Origin of the sequence: Erythrobacter sp. LQ02-29 (genome assembly GCF_022576075.2) — a bacterium.
In the GTDB taxonomy this organism is placed as follows: domain Bacteria; phylum Pseudomonadota; class Alphaproteobacteria; order Sphingomonadales; family Sphingomonadaceae; genus Alteriqipengyuania.
On the sequence record NZ_JANCNT010000001.1, the window covers coordinates 1,316,723 to 1,334,588 of the forward strand.

A 17,866-nucleotide genomic window follows, 5' to 3' on the forward strand; every position below is an offset into this window, starting at 1 on the left:
AGTCATTGAAAAGATGGTGGGCGCGGCAAGGATTGAACTTGCGACCCCACCCGTGTGAAGGGTGTGCTCTACCACTGAGCTACGCGCCCGCCCGGGCTGGCCGATGGCCGTGCCGCTGGCGAAGGCGCGCCCATGCCAGCTTATCCAGCGCTGCGCAAGCGACAGCGCACTCAATCGAGCCGGGCGAGCACCTGCGCCAGCCAGCCGCCGGGAAGCGCCTGGCCGGAAGGCGCGGCCACGGGCTTGGGACAGGCGAGGCAATAGGCCTGCATGCCCGGGTATCCGATCAGCCGGATCGCCTCGTCCCGCGCCTGGAACAGGGCCGCTTCCTGGCGCTGGGCGGCCATGGCGAAAAGGTCCTGCCCGCGCGCCGCGGTATCGGACTCCTGGGTGAGCAGCAGCGTGCGCAGCAAGTTGTCATAGGGCGTTTCCGCGTCCCCCAGGAAGACCAGATGATAGTCGTTGCCCTGCGCGATGCCCGCCTTGCCCGCGACCCAGGCGGCGGCGTCGGGAAGACCGCCGAACTGATCGACCAGTCCGATCTGGCGGGCGGTTCCCCCGTCCCACACCCGCCCCTGCGCGATCTTGTCGACCGCCGCGGGTGCCATGGAGCGCGACTGCGCGACGCGGGTGAGAAAGTCGTTGTACCCGTTGTTGATCGTCGCCTGCAGCAGCCGTTCGACCTCCGGCGTGAGGCCACCGATCAAGTCGGGCTGACCGGATAGCGGCGTGGTGCGCACGCCGTCGGAATTGACGCCGTATTTCGCCGCCAGTCTCTCGAACGTCGGAAGCACCGCGAAGATACCGATCGAACCGGTGATGGTCTCCGGCTCGGCAAAGATGCGGTCGCTGGAGGTTGAAACCCAATAGCCCCCGCTGGCAGCCAGATTGGCCATGCTCACGGCCACTGGCGTGCCCTTGTCCCGATAACGCTGGATGGCGGCGCGGATTTCCTCGCTCGCGGTGACCGAGCCCCCTGGCGAATCGACGCGTACGATCAGCCCGGCGAGATCGTCGTCCAGCGCCTCGTCGAGCAGCCGCGCGATCCGTTCGCCACCCGCGCTGCCCGGCCCCGCATCGCCATCGACGATGGTGCCCGCGATGGTGATGACGCCGATCGCCTTGCCGGCGACAGGTGCGGGGTTGTCGGCCAGCCATGGCTCGTATTCGGTGTGGGCGAATGCGCCCGGCAGGGAGGAATAGGGATCTTCACCTACGAGTTGCGCCACGTGTTCGCCGAAGGCCACCCGATTGCCGATGCGATCCACCATGCCCGCCCGCATGGCGGCGGTGGCGAGATCGCCGCCGCTCGCTTCGACCAGGCTGACGGGATCCTGCGTTACTCGCGCCAGATCCAGCTTGGGCCGGGCCTTCTTCACGTTCGCCTGCCATTCCTCCCACAGCGCGCCGAGCAGGGCCTGCGCATTCTCGCGCGCCGGCTCCGACATGGAATCGCGGATGTAGGGTTCGACCGCGGACTTGTAGGTCCCGACCTTGAAGACATGGGCGTTGACCTCGAGGTTCTCCAGCAGCTGCCCGAAATACAGATTGCTGCCGCCCGGCCCCGCGATCACGGCACCACCCAGCGGATCGACCCACACCTCGCTGGCGTGGGCGGCCAGCATCATGCTGTCGTCGGTATAGGCCATGGCGTAGGTCAGCACCGGCTTCTTGGCGGCGCGCACCCGGTCGAGCGCGGCACCGACGTCCTGCATGTGGACCTGCCCGCCGCCGGTGAAGGTGGTGAGGTCGAGCACCACCGCTTTGATCCGCTCGTCGTCGGCGGCGGCGTCGATCGCGCCGACCAGCTCCTGCACGTCGAACTCGGTCGCCGGAACCGCACCGGACAACAGCGCGGCGAAGGGATCGATGCGCGATTTCTCTTCCACGATGTGGCCATCGAGATCGAGCAGGAGTGCGCCCGCTTGGACTTGTGCGGGGGAGGGGCGGGCGGTCAGGATGCCGTACAGCGCGAAGAAGAACAGGAGCATGAAGACGAGCACCAGCCCGTCCTTGATCCCCACCAGCAATTTCCAGACACTCTTGGCAAAAGCCATTTTCATTCCACCCCGAATTTCGATCCTTATCGAGGCATAACCGTCGCGCGCGGGCCATGCCAGCCGAATGTGCTTGAGCGCGGGGCACCCCGGTTCTAGACGCTCGGCCCTGATGGCAGGATCGGGCACTTCGCAATCGGGCGGGCGCTTCCCCATGGGGGGGCGAGCGTTCCCGCATACCAGCCTCACCGCGATCGCGCAGCTCGAACGGCACGAGATACTCTATCTGCTGGCCGAGGCCGAGCAGTGGGTGGAATTCAATCGCCAGCCCGACAAACATTCGGACACGCTGGCGGGCCTGACGATCATCAACGCCTTCTTCGAAAATTCCACGCGCACGCTGCTCAGCTTCGAGATCGCGGGCAAGCGGCTGGGTGCGGACGTGGTCAACATGCATGCCGCGCAGTCCAGCGTGAAGAAGGGCGAGACGCTGATCGACACCGCGATTACGCTGAACGCCATGCGCGCCGACGCGATCGTGATCCGCCACGGATCGAGCGGGGCGGTGGCGCTGATCGCGAGCAAGGTCGACTGCCCGGTGCTGAATGCGGGCGACGGACAGCACGAGCATCCGACACAGGCGCTGCTCGATGCGCTAGCCCTGCGCCACGCCCTGGCCGAGCGGGGGGAGGATGCGGAGGATTTCACCGGCCTGGTGGTGACGATCTGCGGCGACATCATGCACAGCCGGGTCGCCCGCTCCAACATCCTGTGCCTCCAGGCGCTCGGCGCCACCGTGCGCGTCTGCGCGCCGCCCGCGCTAATGCCTGCGGGTATCGAGGCGATGGGAGCGCAAGCCTTCCACGATTTCGACGCCGCCCTGCGAGGGGCCGATGTCGCCATGATGCTGCGCCTGCAGAACGAGCGGATGAGCGGGCAGTTCATCCCCTCGCCGCGCGAATACCACCATCTGTATGGCCTCACGCGCCAGCGGCTGCAACGCTGCGCGCCGGACGCGCTGGTGATGCATCCCGGCCCGATGAACCGCGGGGTGGAGATCGACAGCGACGTGGCCGACATGCTCGACCGTTCGATCATCACGCGACAGGTGGAGATGGGGGTCGCGACCCGCATGGCCTGCCTCGACGTGCTGACCAGGCGCGGGCGCGGAGTATCCGGCTGGGGAGACGGGATGGGCGAGGGCCAGTGGGTGTGAAGCAGACGCGCGCCCTGACCATTACCGGCGGTCGGCTGGTTACTACCGACGGGATCGAGGAAGCGAGCCTGCGGCTGGTCGAAGGGCGGATCGCGGCCATCGGTGCGCAGGTCGCAGAAGATGGCGACGAGATCGTGGAGGCACGCGGTCGGCTGGTCGCCCCGGCGCTGGTCGATCTGGGCGTGTTCGCGGTGGACAAGCCCGCGTTCCACTTCGGCGGGATCGCGCGCGCCGCGCTCATGCCCGACCAGTCGCCGCCGCTCGATCTGCCGGCACGGGTCAATTTCATCGCCAAGAGCGGGAAGCCCGATCTCTGGGTCCACCCGCTGGCCGCCGCGACGGTCGGGCTCGCCGGGACGGAACTGGCGGAGATCGCCCTGATGCGCGATGCCGGGGCGCGGGGGATCGCGACGGGCCGTGGCTGGATCGCGGATAGCGGCACCATGCTGCGCGTCCTGCGCTATGCCGCGATGCTCGACCTCGTCGTGGTGTCGCATGCGGAAGACGGCGCGCTGGCCGGGGATGCGGTGGCGACCGCGGGCGAGATGGCGACGCGGCTCGGCCTGCCGAGCGCGCCTGCCGAAGCCGAGGCGCTGGCGATCGCGCGCGATGTCGCTCTGGCGGAAATGGCGGGCGCGCGACTGCATCTGCGGCAGGTGACGACACGCGCCGGTCTCGATCTGGTGCGGGCGGCGAAGGCGCACGGCGTGGCCGTCACCGCCGGGGTCACGCCGGCGCATTTCATGCTGTCCGACCTCGCCACCGGCGATTTCCGCACCTTCGCCCGCCTCTCGCCGCCTTTGCGCATCGAAGCGGACCGACAGGCGGTGGTGGAGGCGATCGGCGACGGTACGATCGACGTCGTCTCCAGCGGGCACGATCCGCGCGGACCGGAGGACAAGCGCTTGCCCTTCGCCGATGCAGCGCCGGGCATGGCGGGGGCCGAGACCCTGCTCGCGCTGGTGCTGTCGCTGGTGCGCGACGGTGTAATCGACTTGCCCCGCGCATTCGCGCTGGTGGCGGACAATCCCGCGCGGCTGCTAGGCGTCGAGGCAGGACGGCTGGTCACGGGTTACGAGGCGGATATCGCGATCGTCGATCCAGAGAAGCCGTGGATCGTTTCGAGCGACCGGATGGAGGCGAGCGCAGGCAACACCCCGTTCGACGGCCAACCCGCGCAAGGGCGGGTCCTGACGCTCTATAAAGGTGGCGTGGAAGTCTGAGCCTCGGTTTGAGTAGCTCCTACGCGGCTCAGCGCATCGCCATCCGCACGCTTTCCGCGGTCGTACCGGGCAGGGGATTGGCGAACGTCCAGCGGATACATCCCTGACCCTTCTCGCTCATGCGGCCGCACAGGTCGCGCGCGTCGGCGGTTTGCAGGCCACCGGCATTGACGCGGTAATAATGCCTTCCGCGCACGGTCGCCTGGGTGATGACCATGCGACAATCGGATAGCTCGGGGTAGCGCTGCGTATAGATGTCCCAAGACCGGCGCGCGCCGGCTTCCGAGAAGAAACTGCCGAGCTGGATCAGGTTCGAGCCGTCGGCGCTCTTGCGCGCGATGGAGGAGGCCGGAAGCGTTTGCGGTGCAGCCGATGCGGCGGACGCGGATCGCGCCGGTGCGGCCGAGCGGGCGGAGCCGCGACTTGCAAGCAGGTTCTGCACCACCGGCTGGGAAACGAATTCGATCGCGGCGCTCGCCATTTGCATCGCCGGGACCAGCGGAGCAGGGGCCGAGCTGTCGGCGGGTTCAGACGGCGCGGCTCGCGCCACGACCGGGGTCGGCTGGACCGGGGGTAGCTCGCGGGTGAGAGCGGGTTCGGGCGCCGCGGTGCGAGCCTCCGTGGCAGCCGGAGCCGCACTCGCGGCGTGAGGGGGTGTCGCCATCTGCGGGGCTTCCACAGTGCTCTCGGTTACCGCGCTCGCCTGCGCTGCCGCCTCGGCGACAAGCTGCTCTGTGGAGGGGTTGTTCGATAGCCCCAGTTGCGGGGGCATACCGGGATCGGTGGCGATGGAGATGCCCAGCAGGTTCGCCACCTGGCGTGGGCCGCTCTGCTCGCTGATGGTCTGCGCCCATTCCAGGATCCGCGCATCGGCAGTCGCGGGATCGAGATCCTGCACCGCCATCAGGCGGGCGGCGCGCCAGTTCCCCTGCAGGGCGTAGGCGTAGGCGAGATTCTGGCGCAGCTTCGGCGAGTTCTGCCCCGAACGGATGGTGTCCGAGATAAGGCGAACCCCGCCATCAACGTCGCCCGCCAGCGCCAGCGCGAGGCCGAGATCGGCGGGCGCGAGATCGCTTCGCCAATCCTCCAGCACTGCCAGCGCGGACGCATTGTCGCCTGCGCCGATGGAGGAAAGGGCATAACCCAGCGCGGTCCGCGGTGCGGTGTCGCCCAGCTCAAGCGCATCGTCGAACGCGGTGCGGGCGGATGCGAACCGACCCGCTTCGAGATAGGCATTTGCCAAAATGGCGCGGTAGGATGCGTTGCGCGGCTCGCTCAGCACGGCGGCTTCGGCATGCGCCAGCGCAGCGTCGGTCCGCCCCTTTTCCAGCGCGACCTGCGCCTTTCCGGCGGCGACCTCGGCACGCGGCGCGCCGCGACCGGTGGTGCAGCCGCCCAGCGTGGTGCCCAGCAGGAGGCCGGTCGCGGCGAGCGCGGCGAAACGATGATGGCGGTTCATGAAATCTGTCCCCCTTGCGCCTGTCCGATGTTTCGGTGGCGCGAAAAAAGCGTCGGATCGGGTGTCGATACGGTCATGACGCGACCCGCCTGCCGAACTTCATTCTGGCCCGCGCGATGGCGTGTGGTCGTACGCCTCCGCCCGGAACCATGAAGACCGTGCGGCGAAATTTCGTTTCGATGCGATCCCCCAAAAAATCCCACAGCGCGGCGACTTCGGCGGCACTGTGTCCTCCCGGATCGGCCTCCATCACGGTGCGTCCGTCGATCATCGAGGATGCGAAATCGGAGCGGTGGTGCAGCGTGACCGGGGCGACGGTGCCGTACTGGCTCAGCGCCAGGGCGGTTTCGCCGTTGATCCGCGAATCGGGGGTCGCACCGTTCATCACGAACAGCAGCGGCAGATCGGCCCGCTCGCACAGCGCCACGGTCGAACCGGCGGCACGAATGTCGTGGGGGCTGGGACGCGTGGGGATGAGCACCAGATCGCTGACTGCAGCGATCGCCTCGGCCAACGGCTCGATCGCGGGAGGGGTATCGATCACCGCCAGCCTGTACCCCTGGCGGCGCAGCAATTCGATGTCGGCGACGAAGCGCGCCGCGCTGGTTTCCGCCATTGCGGGTTCTTCCGGCTCGCGCTCCTGCCACCATCCGGTCAGTGCGGCTTGCGGATCCAGATCGATCACGACGATGGGGCCCATGCCTGCCCGGTCGGCCTGCACGGCAAGGTGCCCGGCCAGGGTCGTCTTGCCCGAACCGCCCTTCTGCGATGCCACTGTCAATACGCGCACTGTCTGCGTATCCCCGGTTGGTGCCGTCCACCCGCGCCTGAACAGAACGGGTTTCGACAGGGGATCGCATGCCATGGCTAATTAATGATTAACTTGGGCGGCCCTGTTGCGGTAAAGACGAGTGGCGAGCGAAATCAGGAAAACCGCTCCCGTGAACTGGGCGCAAGCGAACGATGCTTTGCCAACTGGCCGTTTACTATGGTCCATTGCGGGCGGGCGGACGAGAATTCGATTGAAAGGGGCGCGAAAACTCATGCCGATAGCTAGAACCGCAAGCCTGATAGTGGCCGCATCGCTCCTCGCGATATCAGGCACGGCGCATGCCGATGTGAAGGCCGGGGTCGATGCGTGGGAGGCGGGGGATTACCCACGCGCGGTGGCCGAATGGCGCGAGCCCGCGGAGCGTGGCGACGCGGATGCCCAGTTCAATCTCGCTCAGGCGTACCGGCTCGGTCGCGGGGTCGAAAAGAACCTGCAGCAGGCGGAATCCTATTACGCGAAGGCCGCGGTGCAGGGACATCTGAAGGCGGCGGACAATCTGGGGCTGGTATTATTCCAGGATGGGCGGCGCGAGCAGGCGATGCCCTATATCGTCACCGCCGCGGACCGGGGCGATCCACGGGCGCAATACCTGCTGGGGATCGAGCACTTCAACGGCGACCTGGTGGAGCAGGACTGGACGCGGGCCTATGCGCTGCTCACGCTGGCCAATGCCGCGGGTTTGCCGCAGGCGCGCCGGGCGATCTCGCAGATGGACGGATACATTCCTCTGGAGCAGCGCCAGCAGGCCCAACTGCTCGCGCCGCGATTGAAGGCGGAAGCCGATGCGCAGCGCAGCGCGGCGTTCGCCTCCGCCGATCTGGACGGAGAGGAGGACGTTGGCGCGACTTTCGCCGATGCTGCCGAGGCGCGGGTGCCGGTCGCGCCCACCCAGAGCGCCCCCGTCGCTCCGACACCGCTGGTGCTGCCGCCGGTCGGTCCGGCCCCGGCCCCTCCCACCCCGGTCGCGGCGGCGCAGGCCGCCATCGCGGACGCCGCCCGCGTCACCGGAACGCAGAGCCCGGCCGAAGCAGCGCGGCCCGCCCCGGGGCGTAGTCCCGAGCGCGAACCCGTGGCGCCAGCCGGACCGGCAGCGGCAAGTGAGGGCCCCTGGAAAGTGCAGCTCGGTGCCTTTTCGGTCGGCGGCAATGCCGACAAGCTGTGGCGTCGTCTCGCGGGTCGGACAGAACTGGCAGGCCGGACCAAGCTGACGGAGCGCGAGGGCAGGCTGACGAAGCTGCTCGCGGCGGGATATCCCTCGCGCCAGGCGGCCGATCGCGCCTGCGCGGCGCTGAAGCGTGCGGGCGAGGCTTGTCTCGTCACCCGCTGATTGCCGCTTTTCCCCTCTCCGATCGCAGGCTAGGGCCCGCACGAGGGGAACCATCATGACCGAAGCGGGCGACGCCGCATCTTCGCACGGGGCCACCCCCGATCAGCCTGCCGTGCCGCTCCCCGCCGGACAGGGCGACCGGCTGGACAATCTCGATTTCATCCGCGGGATCGCGGTGATGGGGATCCTGTTCGCGAATATCATCAGTTTCGGCCAGCCGACGACCGCGCAATCCTTTCCGGACGCCTTCATGGTGCCGCATGGCCCGCTGTCGGACGTGCTGTGGGTGGTGCAGTTCGTGCTGATCGACGGGAAGGTGCGCGCCCTGTTCTCCATGCTGTTCGGTGCCGGGATGTGGCTGTTTCTGGAAAAGGCGTGGTCGCGTGGTCAGGATGCGGACCTGCAGGCGCGGCGGCTGTTCTGGCTGCTGGCGTTCGGCGTGCTGCATTTTTTCTTCATCTGGAAGGGGGACATCCTCCTCCTCTACGGGCTGTGCGGCTTCGTGCTGCTGCTGTTCCTGAACCTCACGGCGCGGGCGCAGATCGTCACCGCCCTCTCGATCTACGGCGTCGGGCAGGTGATCTACGCGTTGTCCACCGTCCCCGTGTGGTATGTCGTCAATTCGCCTGCGCAGGGCACGGCAGACACCTTGGAAACGCTGCGCGGGGCGGAGCTGGCGGCGGGACAGGACGCCATGCTGGAAGCGAACCTGATCCAGCATGGGCGCTGGGGCGAGCTGGTGGCCCACAACTTCGCGCAGCACGCCAGCGACCCGCTGCTCGGCTTCCTGATGGTCGGCTTCGAGACCGTGCCGCTGATGCTGATCGGAATGGCGCTGTACCGGATGGGCCTGTTCTCCGGCGCGTTCGACCGCCGCTGCCAGCTCGGCTGGGGCGGGGCAGGTATTGCGGTGGGCGCGGCTCTCAGTTTGGTCGCCGGGGTCTGGGCATGGCGCGAAGGATTCACCTTCTGGGGGACGCAGGTTGCCATGCTGGCGCTGTCGCACATTCCCCGGCTGATGATGGGGGTGGGGCTGCTGGCGGTGCTTGCGGTGGTCGGCGCGGGGCGCGACGGCTGGCTCGGGCAACGCATCCGGGCGGCGGGCCGTGCGGCCTTTTCCAACTATCTGGGCACCTCGATCGTGATGATGCTGGTGTTCCACGGCTGGGCGGGAGGGTTGTTCGGCGTGCTGTCGCGCCCGGCACTATACGGCGTGGCGTTTGCGACTTGCCTGCTCATGCTCGCCTGGTCGAAACCGTGGCTCGATCGCTTCCGTTTCGGGCCGCTCGAATGGGCGTGGCGGTGCCTGACCTATTGGTGCCGGTTTCCGATCCGGCGCTGAGCCTCAGGAATCCATCAGCCAGACGATGGAGGCGAAGAGGACGGTCAGGCCGAGGAACAACGGCCACGACCAGTAAAAGCTGTGCTGCTCGAAATAGATCTTGTGGATTGCGAGCTGCGCTCCGGTCGATCCGGACGAGCCGATGAATAGGGCGACCAGCCAGGTGACGAGGGCACCGGACATCGAACCCTTGATCACCGCGATAGCCATCGTGCGAACCTCCCCCCCGCGCCCCGCCTATCATTCCTTGAGAGGAGCGGGGCCGATGGACATCGCTAAACCGCTGCCGTTGAAATGCGGTTAATCGGGTCCGACCTGGTCCCGGCTCCGACGCGCCATCGCACGCAGGCGCAGGCGGTTGCGCCGTGCGGCGGTGCGCGCCTCCAGCGCGAAACAGCCCAGGCCCAATACAAGGAAGATCATCGTCACGATCCACGCGATGGCGATCAGCGTGCCGATCTGCGGCCGGATGAAGGCGGACACGAACAGCAGCGCGATCACGATGCTGATCACCAGCGCCGCCGCGGTGCTGAACATCAGGGCGGCCTGCGCATAGAGGCGTCGCTGTTCGAGCGAGGGCAGGTCTGCCACCATTTCGCCGGCGCGCCCGTCCGCCTCGCGCTCGCGGATCGTCTCGATCCGGTTGGCGACCCAGATCAGCCGGTTGGTCATCACGTTCATTACCGCCCCGATCCCGGCCAGCAGGAAGGCAGGGGCGAGGCTCAACTGAACGATCGCCTGCACCCGGACGGTGCTGCGCGTGCTTTCGAGCAGGTCGCTGGAAAGCGAATGCGCGGTCAGCAGCGCGAGATCGATCATGTCGACTGGAAGGGGTTTTTCGGGCTCTTAAGCACCACGCGCACCGGGACCGCGTCGAAGCCGAGTTCGCGCCTGATGCCGTTGACCAGATAGCGCTCGTAACTCTTGGGCAGCATGTCGAGCCGCGTCCCGAACACCACGAAGCGCGGCGGGCGGGTGCCGGCCTGGGTGATGTAGCGCAGCTTGATCCGCCTACCCTTGGGGGCAGGGGGCGGGTTCGCCGCCAGCGCATCCTCGAACCAGCGGTTGAGCGCCGATGTCGGCACGCGGCGGCTCCACGCCTCGCGGATCTCGAACGCCGCGCCCAGCATGGTGTCGAGCCCCTTGCCGGTCTTGGCGCTCACCGCGAACACGGGCAGGCCGCGCACCTGCGCCAGCCCTTCGTCGAGCGCGCCCTTGATCCCGTTGAACAGCCGGCTCGCATCCTCGGCGATGTCCCATTTGTTGATCGCGATCATCAGCGCGCGACCTTCCTCCAGCACCATGCTCGCGATCTTCAGGTCCTGATGCTCCAGCCCCTGCGTTGCGTCGAGCAGCAGCACCACGACCTCCGCGAAATCGACCGCGCGGCGGGCGTCGGCGACGCTCAGCCGTTCCAGCTTCTCCACCACGCGCGCCTTCTTGCGCATCCCCGCGGTGTCGATCAGCCGGATCTCGTGGCGCGAGCCGTCACGCGGGTCGAGCCAGTTCCACTCGACCGCGATCGAATCGCGGGTGATCCCCGCTTCGGGGCCGGTCAGCAGTCGATCCTCGCCCAGCAGGCGGTTGATCAGCGTGCTCTTGCCCGCATTGGGACGCCCGACGATCGCCAGTTTCAGCGGACCTTGCGGCGCCTCCTCGGTCTCCTCCGGCCCATCGCCAGCCTCTTCGTCGGCATCGGCCTGTTTCTCGCTATGCCCGATCAGCGGCCAGAGCCCGTCGAACAGATCGGCGATGCCATCGCCGTGCTCGGCGCTCACCGCCACGGGCTCACCGAAGCCGAGCGAGAAGGATTCGTAGAAGCCGGGATCGGCGGCGCGCCCCTCGACCTTGTTGGCGACCAGCACCACCGGCACGTCCTGCCCGCGCAGCCAGCGGGCGATTTCCTCGTCCAACGGCGTCAGCCCGGCGCGCGCATCGACCACGAACAGCGCCGCGTCCGCACCTTCCAGGCTGACTTCGGTCTGAGCGCGCATCCGGCCAGGCAGGCTGTTGGGATCCTCGTCCTCCCATCCCGCGGTATCGACGATCGTGAACTTAAGGCCCGCGATCTCGGCATCGCCGAAGCGGCGATCGCGCGTGACGCCCGGCTGATCGTCGACCAGCGCCAGCCGCTTGCCGACCAGCCGGTTGAACAGAGTCGACTTGCCGACATTGGGGCGACCGATGATGATCACCTGGGGGGATGGGTTGGCTGGCGTTGTCATGTCGGATGTACCGTTCGTGCTGCGCGCTGGCAGCGAAGGCCGGAGGCGGGCTGACGAGCGGCGTTAATTTCCCTCAACCACACGGTTTAGGTAAGTGTTAAGCATATTGGCGACATAGGTGGCAGCGCCATGAAGCCTCTCCTTATCGCACTGTTGCCGGTATTCGCAATGCTTCCCGCAACCCCGGCCCTGGCCGACGCCTTGGCCGATGGCGGCGAAGACAGCGAACTGGAATTGCCGGCCTATCTTCAATGCGTGCCCTACGCGCGAGAAGTGAGCGGCATCGCGATCTATGGTGACGCCTATACCTGGTGGGATCAGGCGGAGGGGCAGTATGCCCGCGGCCACGCGCCGCGCGTAGGCGCGGTGATGGCGTTTGCGCCTTACGGGAACATGACCCTGGGCCATGTCGCCGCGGTATCCAAGGTGATCGATTCGCGCACGGTGCTGCTTGATCATGCCAACTGGTCGCCGATCGACGGGCGACGCGGCCGCATCGAACGCGGGGTGAAGGCGGTGGACGTCTCGCCCGCCAACGATTGGAGCCAGGTGCGGGTATGGTACGCGCCGGTGGGCGGGTTGGGCACCACGGAATGGCCGGTGCGCGGCTTCATCTATGCGGATGGCGAGGCCGAGCGCCGGATGCGGGTCGAACCCGCGGTTCGGGTCGCCCGCGCTGCACCTGTCAGCGGCGCTCCATCGAAGCAGTTTCTGGGTGCCTTCGCCACGCCGACCTCTCCGCGCACGACCAGCCAAGCTCGTGCTCCCGAGAGGCGAAGTACTGCGAAACCCGCTGAAAGGGCACCCGTTCGCACAGCTGCACGCACTCCAGGCGGACTGGCGGTGCTGACGGCAAACTATGCTCCGGCGAAACCTGCCGCAGCTGCGGGAAAGCGGAGCGCTCCGCCGCGCGACCGCTATGCCGCAGTCATCGCGCAGTACGAGTAGGGGTTAATCGGCCTTCGCCACCGGGGCATCCTCGCCGAGGTCTTCGAACCACGCCTCTACCGGGCCGGTGAGTTTCAGCGTCAACGGGCGGCCCTTGCGGTCGACCGTCTTGCCCGCCTGCACGCGGACCCATCCACCGGAAATCGAATATTCCTCGATATCGCGCCGCTGCCGGCCCTTGAACCGGATGCCGACCCCGCGTTGCAGCGCGTCGCTGTCGAAATGCTCGCTGCGCGGATTGACCGACAGGTGATCGGGCGGGGTGTCGCTACCGGTGGTGGCGGCATCCTGTGCGCCGGTATCGAGATTTTGCTCTTCGCTCATGGGAGGGGCCGATAATCGGCCAGCCTGCGACTGGCAAGCGGGCACGGTATCGATCGCAGGCGATCAGTCGGGTGCTATCAATCGGGCGGAGGGGGCGTCTCGACCGGACCACGGTCCGGCTCGTCGATGTCGGGCGAAGGAGGATCGATCTCGTCCGGCTGACGGCCGGGCGCCTCCTGCGGCGTCGGCTCGATCGGGGTTTCCGGCGGGGCGCCGGGTTCGATCGTGTCGGGGGCGGGTTGGCCAGGTTGGGTTGCCATTCTCAAATCTCCTAATCGGGGGGCAGGGCATCGAGTTCGGGCTGGCTTTCGCCTTCGCCCTCGTGTCGTTCGCCTTCGCGCATCGCGGCTTCACGTTCCTTGTCGATTTCGGACTGCTCGCCAGGGCGATCGAACTTGGAATGGCCGTCGGCATCGCTGTCGCCATTATCGCGGGCCAGTTCCCGGGCGTCGACCGGCTTTGCGTCCGGGTCGATCGCGGGCGGGGTGGCGGGGGGCACCCGCGCGGTATCGTAGTCGTCTTTCGGTCTCGGCATGGCCGCATCCTTTCTCCCGCAATCAACGTCGCCCGGTCGGATGCTGTTCCGTGCGCTTGCCCTTTTGTCGCGTTCGGACTAGAGGCGCGCGTTCACCCGCAGGCGGCCCATCCCGCCTGCGCGGCTTCGTTCGGGTTGCGGGCGTGGCGGAACTGGTAGACGCGCTGGTTTTAGGTACCAGTATCGAAAGATGTGGGGGTTCGAGTCCCTTCGCCCGCACCAGTCCCGCCGCAGTGCGCAGTCCGTCGCCCACGTCGTTACAGAAAGCTTCGAAGAGCCACAGCATGCAGATCACCGAGACCACCAATGAGGGCCTCAAGCGCGCCTACACGGTTACCATCCCGGCCAAGGAGATCGACGAGAAGATCTCGTCCGAGGTGAAGAAGATCGCCCCGCAGGTCCGCATGCCCGGCTTCCGCCCGGGCAAGGTGCCGGCCAATCTGGTGCGCAAGATGCATGGTGAGCAGCTCCACGCGCAGGTGCTCAACGACACCATCCGCGACAGCGTGGACGAGGTGATCCGGAAGAACGAGCTGCGCCCCGCGATGCAGCCGCAGGTGGAACTGGGCGAAGGCTACGAGCAGGGCAAGGATGCGAAGGTCGACGTCAGCCTGGAAGTGCTGCCGAAGATCGACGCGCCGAGCGTCGACGGGCTGGAGCTGGAACGGCTGACGGTGCCGGTGGCCGACGATCAGATCGACGAGACGCTGGAGCGGATCGCGGGCCAGAACAAGAGCTATTCCGACGCGCCCAAGACGCGCAAGGCGAAGGATGGCGACCAGCTGATCGTCGATTTCGTTGGTAAGCTGGACGGCGAACCGTTCGACGGCGGCTCCGCACAGGATGCCCCGATCGTGCTGGGTTCCGGTACCTTCATCCCCGGCTTCGAAGAGCAGCTGACCGGGGTCAAGACGGGCGACGAGAAGACCATCACCGTCACCTTCCCCGAAGAGTACCAGGCCGAGCAGCTGGCGGGCAAAGAAGCCACTTTCGACGTCACCGTGAAGCAGGTGAAGGTCGAAGGCGAGACCAAGCTCGACGATGAATTCGCCAAGAATCTCGGCCTCGACAGCCTCGACAAGCTGAAGGAGCTGATCCGCGGCCAGCTGGAGCAGGAAACCGCCGGGCTCACCCGCACGCAGATGAAGCGCCAGCTGCTCGACACGCTGGCGGCGGGGCATGATTTCCCGGTGCCGCAGGGCATGGTCGACGCCGAGTTCGAGCAGATCTGGGCCCAGCTCCAGCAAGAGGCCTCGCAGGACGAGGATCCCGAAGGCGCGCTGAAGGAGATCGAGGCGGAGAAGGACGATTACCGCCAGATCGCCGAGCGTCGCGTGCGCCTCGGCCTGCTGCTGTCCGAGATCGGCCAGGCCAATGGGGTGGAAATCACCGGCCAGGAAATGAGCATGCTGATTCAGCAGGCGGCGCAGCAATATCGCGAGGAAGATCGCGAGCGCTTCATGCAGTACGTCCAGCAGGAGCCGATGGCCGCCGCCCAGCTGCGCGCGCCGCTGTATGAGGACAAGGTTGTCGACTTCCTGTTCGACAAGGCCGAGATCACCGACCGCGAAGTGACGCGCGAGGAGCTGGAAGCCGCGATCGAGGCGGAATCCGACGAACAGGCCAAGCCTGCGGCGAAGAAGAAGCCCGCCGCCAAGAAGAAGGCCCCGGCCAAGAAGACCGAAGCCAAGAAGGACGAGTCCGAGGCGGACGCTGCACCCGCGAAGAAGGCTCCCGCCAAGAAGGCCGCAGCCAAAAAGGCGGCGCCAGCGAAGTCCGACGACGAGCCCGCCGCCGAAAAGAAGGCTCCGGCCAAGAAAGCCCCGGCGAAGAAGCCCGCCGCGACGGCGGATGCGGACAAGCCTGAGGCGAAGAAGACCCCGGCCAAGAAAGCTCCGGCAAAGGCTGCGGCAACCAAGAAGCCTGCCGCTAAGAAGCCCGCTTCGACGAAGAAGTGATCGCCGCTCGGGCGCTGCGCGTCAGTCGCGCGGCGCCCACGGCTTCATCGAAGGCTGCGGTAGGTCGGCCGTGCGCGCGCGTTCATAGGCGGCGCCCGCCTTCAGCACATCGTGGTCGCGCCATTTCGCGCCCATGAAGCTCAACCCCACCGGCAGGCCTTCGACTGCGCCCATCGGCACGGTCAGGTGCGGGTAGCCCGCGATCGCGGCCAGCGATCCCGCGCCGATTCCGCCGGGATAATGATCGCCGTAGATCAGGTCGATCGGCCACGCCGCCCCGGTCGTCGGCGCGACAAGGAATCGCACCCCGTTTTCGCGCAGCAGCCGGTCGATGCCCTGCTCGCCTGCCAGATGCAGCGCGTTCTCGCGTGCGGCGCGGTAGGCAGCGCGATCCGTCGTGCTTTCCGCCTGCTCGAAGATATCCTGCCCGAACCAGCGCATTTCCGCCGTGGCATGGCCCTTGTTCCATGCGATCACATCGGCGAGCGAGCGGACCGGGATGTCGGCCGGCGATCCGGCGAGGTATGTGCCCAGGTCCTCGCGCAGTTCGTACAGCAGCACGGTGAACTCGTCCCGGTACATCTCGTCGCTGGGAGAATAGTCGATCTCGACCAGTTCGGCCCCGGCACGCCGCAGATCGGCCAGTGCGGCGTCGAACAGGGCGGTGACGGGGACGAAGTCGCCCGCCTGCTTGCGCAGTACGCCGATCCGCACGCCCCTTAGCGAAGCCGTCGCCAGGCCTTGCGTGAAATCCCGCAGATGGCTGTCCGCATCCTTCGTCGCCGGATCGGCCGGGTCGCTGCCCGCGATCGCGCCGAGGAGCAGCGCGGCATTCATTACGCTGTTCGCCATCGGCCCGGCGGTGTCCTGCGAATGGCTGATCGGTACGACATGGGTGCGGCTGACCATGCCCACGGTCGGCTTGAACCCGACCACGCCGTTCACGCTGGCGGGGCAGGTGATCGAACCGTCGGTCTCGGTCCCGATCGCCGCCCAGGCGAAGCCCGCCGCCACCGCTGCGCCGCTGCCCGAGGAGGAACCGCACGGATTGCGGTCGGTTGCGTGCGGGTTCCTGGTCTGCCCGCCGACCGCGCTCCACCCGCTGGTCGAATTGCTGGAGCGGATGTTCGCCCATTCGCTGAGATTGGTCTTGCCCAGGATCACGCCGCCCGCCCGGCGCAGATTGGCAATCAACGGCGCGTCGCGCCCGGTCATGTTGTTCGCCAGCGCCAAGCTGCCCGCGGTGGTGGGCCACTCCCGCGTTTCGATATTATCCTTCACCAGCACGGTCCGGCCTTGGAGCGGGCGCTCGGTATTGGCGACCGCCTGCCGCGCGGCACCGGGATCGTAGACGATCACGGCATTCAGCGTGGGTCCGGCATCGTCGAGCGTCCTGATCCGCTCGATCTGCGCCTGCGTATCGGATATCGCCGCAGGTGCCGGTTCCTGGATTACGATCGTTTCCTGCGCGCAAACCGCGCTGGCGGGGAGGGCGAGTGCGGCGAGCGCGAGGGCGTATCTGGTCATCGATGCCGATCATGCCCGCGCGCGGAGTGATTGCAAGGGGATGTCGCCCTTCACCCCCTTGAACATCGCGAACCCACGCGCGACATAGGGCCGGACTTCAGACGAGAGGGTTCAGACTTAACATGATCGATCTTTCCGCGCAGCTCGGCGAAACCTACGGCACGCAGGGCCAGTTCACCCGCGATCCGGTGACCGGCGCACTGGTGCCGGTGGTGGTCGAGCAGACCAGCCGGGGCGAGCGCAGCTTCGACATCTTCAGCCGCCTCCTGCGCGAACGAATCGTGTTCGTGACCAGCCAGGTGGAAGACGGGATGGCCTCGCTCATCACCGCGCAGCTGCTGTTCCTCGAAAGCGAAAATCCTTCCAAGCCGATCAGCATGTACATCAATTCGCCGGGCGGCGTGGTGACCGCCGGCATGGCGATCCACGACACGATGCAGTATATCAAGCCGCGCGTTTCGACCGTATGCTTGGGGCAGGCCGCCAGCATGGGCAGCTTCCTCCTCGCAGCGGGTGAGCCGGGCATGCGCATCGCGCTCCCCAATGCGCGCATCATGGTCCACCAGCCCAGCGGCGGCGCCCGCGGCATGGCCTCCGATATCGAGATCCAGGCGCGCGAAATCCTGCGCATCAAGAAGCGGATGAACGATCTCTACGTCAAGTATACCGGGCGCAGCCTGGACGAGATCGAGAAGGCGATGGACCGCGACACCTTCCTCGAAGCCGAGGAAGCGATGGAGTTCGGCATCGTCGACAAGGTGTTCGAGACCCGGCCGGAAAGCGAGACCACCGGCGAAGACAATGGGTCCGGCGGCGCCCCGGAATGATCCGCCACTTCGCGCCGCTTAAGCCCTTGGCAAGGCGGCGCGGTATAGGGCGGCAAGTGTTGTAAAACCGATCGAGCGCGATACACTCGGTCGAATCCCCTTGCATGGCCAGGCAAGGGGGAGGAA

17 protein-coding genes and 2 tRNA genes are annotated in these 17,866 nt (G+C 67.1%); 8 read left to right on the plus strand and 11 right to left on the minus strand.

Translation table 11 applies throughout. The features are described 5' to 3' along the window. Window positions 1–14 precede the first annotated feature (14 nt). Together MKP08_RS06565 and sppA are read right to left on the minus strand one after the other, a co-directional pair. Window positions 15–89, minus strand: a tRNA-Val gene (locus MKP08_RS06565). 81 nt (window positions 90–170) lie between these two features. Beyond that, a complete protein-coding gene (sppA, locus tag MKP08_RS06570; RefSeq protein WP_241555404.1) occupies window positions 171–2,057 on the minus strand; it encodes a signal peptide peptidase SppA in 1,887 nt (628 codons plus the stop codon). A 112-nt stretch (window positions 2,058–2,169) separates the two neighbouring features. Here sppA and MKP08_RS06575 point away from each other — a divergent pair, with 112 nt between their 5' ends. Then, on the plus strand, window positions 2,170–3,213 hold the full coding sequence (locus MKP08_RS06575) for an aspartate carbamoyltransferase catalytic subunit (RefSeq protein WP_241555405.1): 1,044 nt from the start codon (window positions 2,170–2,172) through the stop codon (window positions 3,211–3,213). Beyond that, window positions 3,210–4,436: a dihydroorotase gene (locus tag MKP08_RS06580; protein ID WP_241555406.1), complete on the plus strand. Its 1,227-nt coding sequence runs from the start codon at window positions 3,210–3,212 to the stop codon at window positions 4,434–4,436. Before MKP08_RS06575 ends, MKP08_RS06580 begins: the two co-directional genes overlap by 4 nt. Before the next feature lie 28 nt (window positions 4,437–4,464). Here MKP08_RS06580 and MKP08_RS06585 read toward each other — a convergent pair whose 3' ends face one another. Next, window positions 4,465–5,895: an SPOR domain-containing protein gene (locus MKP08_RS06585; protein ID WP_241555407.1), complete on the minus strand. Its 1,431-nt coding sequence runs from the start codon at window positions 5,893–5,895 to the stop codon at window positions 4,465–4,467. Between the two features lie 73 nt (window positions 5,896–5,968). After that, window positions 5,969–6,685: a ParA family protein gene (locus MKP08_RS06590; protein WP_241555408.1), complete on the minus strand. Its 717-nt coding sequence runs from the start codon at window positions 6,683–6,685 to the stop codon at window positions 5,969–5,971. A 283-nt stretch (window positions 6,686–6,968) separates the two neighbouring features. On the opposite strand from MKP08_RS06590, the gene MKP08_RS06595 reads away from it, so the two are divergent. Both MKP08_RS06595 and MKP08_RS06600 read left to right on the plus strand, forming a co-directional pair. Further along, on the plus strand, window positions 6,969–8,054 hold the full coding sequence (locus tag MKP08_RS06595; RefSeq protein ID WP_241555409.1) for an SPOR domain-containing protein: 1,086 nt from the start codon (window positions 6,969–6,971) through the stop codon (window positions 8,052–8,054). 55 nt (window positions 8,055–8,109) lie between these two features. Then, entirely contained in the window at window positions 8,110–9,396 is a 1,287-nt protein-coding gene (locus MKP08_RS06600) for a DUF418 domain-containing protein (protein WP_241555410.1), read from the plus strand. Window positions 9,397–9,399: 3 nt separating this feature from the next. Here MKP08_RS06600 and MKP08_RS06605 read toward each other — a convergent pair whose 3' ends face one another. From MKP08_RS06605 to der, 3 genes are all read right to left on the minus strand, one after another. Next, on the minus strand, window positions 9,400–9,606 hold the full coding sequence (locus MKP08_RS06605) for a hypothetical protein (protein WP_241555411.1): 207 nt from the start codon (window positions 9,604–9,606) through the stop codon (window positions 9,400–9,402). A 90-nt stretch (window positions 9,607–9,696) separates the two neighbouring features. After that, window positions 9,697–10,215: a DUF2721 domain-containing protein gene (locus MKP08_RS06610; protein ID WP_241555412.1), complete on the minus strand. Its 519-nt coding sequence runs from the start codon at window positions 10,213–10,215 to the stop codon at window positions 9,697–9,699. Next, the gene (gene der, locus MKP08_RS06615) at window positions 10,212–11,621 is read right to left on the minus strand and encodes a ribosome biogenesis GTPase Der (protein ID WP_241555413.1); all 1,410 of its coding nucleotides are present in this window, start codon (window positions 11,619–11,621) and stop codon (window positions 10,212–10,214) included. The genes MKP08_RS06610 and der overlap by 4 nt, the downstream gene beginning before the upstream one ends. Before the next feature lie 129 nt (window positions 11,622–11,750). On the opposite strand from der, the gene MKP08_RS06620 reads away from it, so the two are divergent. Further along, entirely contained in the window at window positions 11,751–12,569 is an 819-nt protein-coding gene (locus tag MKP08_RS06620) for a CHAP domain-containing protein (RefSeq protein ID WP_373418073.1), read from the plus strand. Window positions 12,570–12,572: 3 nt separating this feature from the next. On the opposite strand, the gene MKP08_RS06625 is transcribed toward MKP08_RS06620, so the two are convergent. The 3 genes from MKP08_RS06625 to MKP08_RS06635 all read right to left on the minus strand — a co-directional run bounded on the left by MKP08_RS06625 (window position 12,573) and on the right by MKP08_RS06635 (window position 13,428). After that, window positions 12,573–12,893 (minus strand): DUF3297 family protein, encoded by a 321-nt coding sequence (locus MKP08_RS06625; RefSeq protein ID WP_241555414.1) that lies wholly within the window; start codon window positions 12,891–12,893, stop codon window positions 12,573–12,575. Between the two features lie 77 nt (window positions 12,894–12,970). Next, a complete protein-coding gene (locus MKP08_RS06630; RefSeq protein WP_215228867.1) occupies window positions 12,971–13,153 on the minus strand; it encodes a hypothetical protein in 183 nt (60 codons plus the stop codon). An 11-nt stretch (window positions 13,154–13,164) separates the two neighbouring features. Then, on the minus strand, window positions 13,165–13,428 hold the full coding sequence (locus MKP08_RS06635; protein ID WP_241555415.1) for a hypothetical protein: 264 nt from the start codon (window positions 13,426–13,428) through the stop codon (window positions 13,165–13,167). A gap of 137 nt (window positions 13,429–13,565) precedes the next feature. Between MKP08_RS06635 and MKP08_RS06640 the strand changes: the two genes are divergently transcribed. Both MKP08_RS06640 and tig read left to right on the plus strand, forming a co-directional pair. Further along, window positions 13,566–13,650 (plus strand) — tRNA-Leu (locus MKP08_RS06640). A gap of 62 nt (window positions 13,651–13,712) precedes the next feature. After that, window positions 13,713–15,386: a trigger factor gene (tig, locus tag MKP08_RS06645; RefSeq protein ID WP_241555416.1), complete on the plus strand. Its 1,674-nt coding sequence runs from the start codon at window positions 13,713–13,715 to the stop codon at window positions 15,384–15,386. 21 nt (window positions 15,387–15,407) lie between these two features. On the opposite strand, the gene MKP08_RS06650 is transcribed toward tig, so the two are convergent. Next, window positions 15,408–16,913 (minus strand): amidase, encoded by a 1,506-nt coding sequence (locus MKP08_RS06650; RefSeq protein ID WP_241555417.1) that lies wholly within the window; start codon window positions 16,911–16,913, stop codon window positions 15,408–15,410. Between the two features lie 122 nt (window positions 16,914–17,035). Between MKP08_RS06650 and MKP08_RS06655 the strand changes: the two genes are divergently transcribed. Next, window positions 17,036–17,740 carry an ATP-dependent Clp protease proteolytic subunit gene (locus tag MKP08_RS06655; protein WP_241555418.1) on the plus strand — a complete coding sequence of 235 codons (705 nt, stop codon included), beginning with the start codon at window positions 17,036–17,038 and terminating at the stop codon, window positions 17,738–17,740. Window positions 17,741–17,866 lie beyond the last annotated feature (126 nt).

What these genes read in the sequence shown, in the direction of transcription:
- der (WP_241555413.1), bottom strand. Translation starts at nt 11,621, where the DNA reads ATGACAACGCCAGCCAACCCATCCCCCCAGGTGATCATCATCGGTCGC.
- MKP08_RS06655 (WP_241555418.1), top strand. Translation starts at nt 17,036, where the DNA reads ATGATCGATCTTTCCGCGCAGCTCGGCGAAACCTACGGCACGCAGGGC.
- MKP08_RS06620 (WP_373418073.1), top strand. Translation starts at nt 11,751, where the DNA reads ATGAAGCCTCTCCTTATCGCACTGTTGCCGGTATTCGCAATGCTTCCC.
- MKP08_RS06600 (WP_241555410.1), top strand. Translation starts at nt 8,110, where the DNA reads ATGACCGAAGCGGGCGACGCCGCATCTTCGCACGGGGCCACCCCCGAT.
- tig (WP_241555416.1), top strand. Translation starts at nt 13,713, where the DNA reads ATGCAGATCACCGAGACCACCAATGAGGGCCTCAAGCGCGCCTACACG.
- MKP08_RS06625 (WP_241555414.1), bottom strand. Translation starts at nt 12,893, where the DNA reads ATGAGCGAAGAGCAAAATCTCGATACCGGCGCACAGGATGCCGCCACC.
- MKP08_RS06650 (WP_241555417.1), bottom strand. Translation starts at nt 16,913, where the DNA reads ATGACCAGATACGCCCTCGCGCTCGCCGCACTCGCCCTCCCCGCCAGC.
- MKP08_RS06610 (WP_241555412.1), bottom strand. Translation starts at nt 10,215, where the DNA reads ATGATCGATCTCGCGCTGCTGACCGCGCATTCGCTTTCCAGCGACCTG.
- sppA (WP_241555404.1), bottom strand. Translation starts at nt 2,057, where the DNA reads ATGGCTTTTGCCAAGAGTGTCTGGAAATTGCTGGTGGGGATCAAGGAC.
- MKP08_RS06585 (WP_241555407.1), bottom strand. Translation starts at nt 5,895, where the DNA reads ATGAACCGCCATCATCGTTTCGCCGCGCTCGCCGCGACCGGCCTCCTG.
- MKP08_RS06605 (WP_241555411.1), bottom strand. Translation starts at nt 9,606, where the DNA reads ATGGCTATCGCGGTGATCAAGGGTTCGATGTCCGGTGCCCTCGTCACC.
- MKP08_RS06630 (WP_215228867.1), bottom strand. Translation starts at nt 13,153, where the DNA reads ATGGCAACCCAACCTGGCCAACCCGCCCCCGACACGATCGAACCCGGC.
- MKP08_RS06635 (WP_241555415.1), bottom strand. Translation starts at nt 13,428, where the DNA reads ATGCCGAGACCGAAAGACGACTACGATACCGCGCGGGTGCCCCCCGCC.
- MKP08_RS06575 (WP_241555405.1), top strand. Translation starts at nt 2,170, where the DNA reads ATGGCAGGATCGGGCACTTCGCAATCGGGCGGGCGCTTCCCCATGGGG.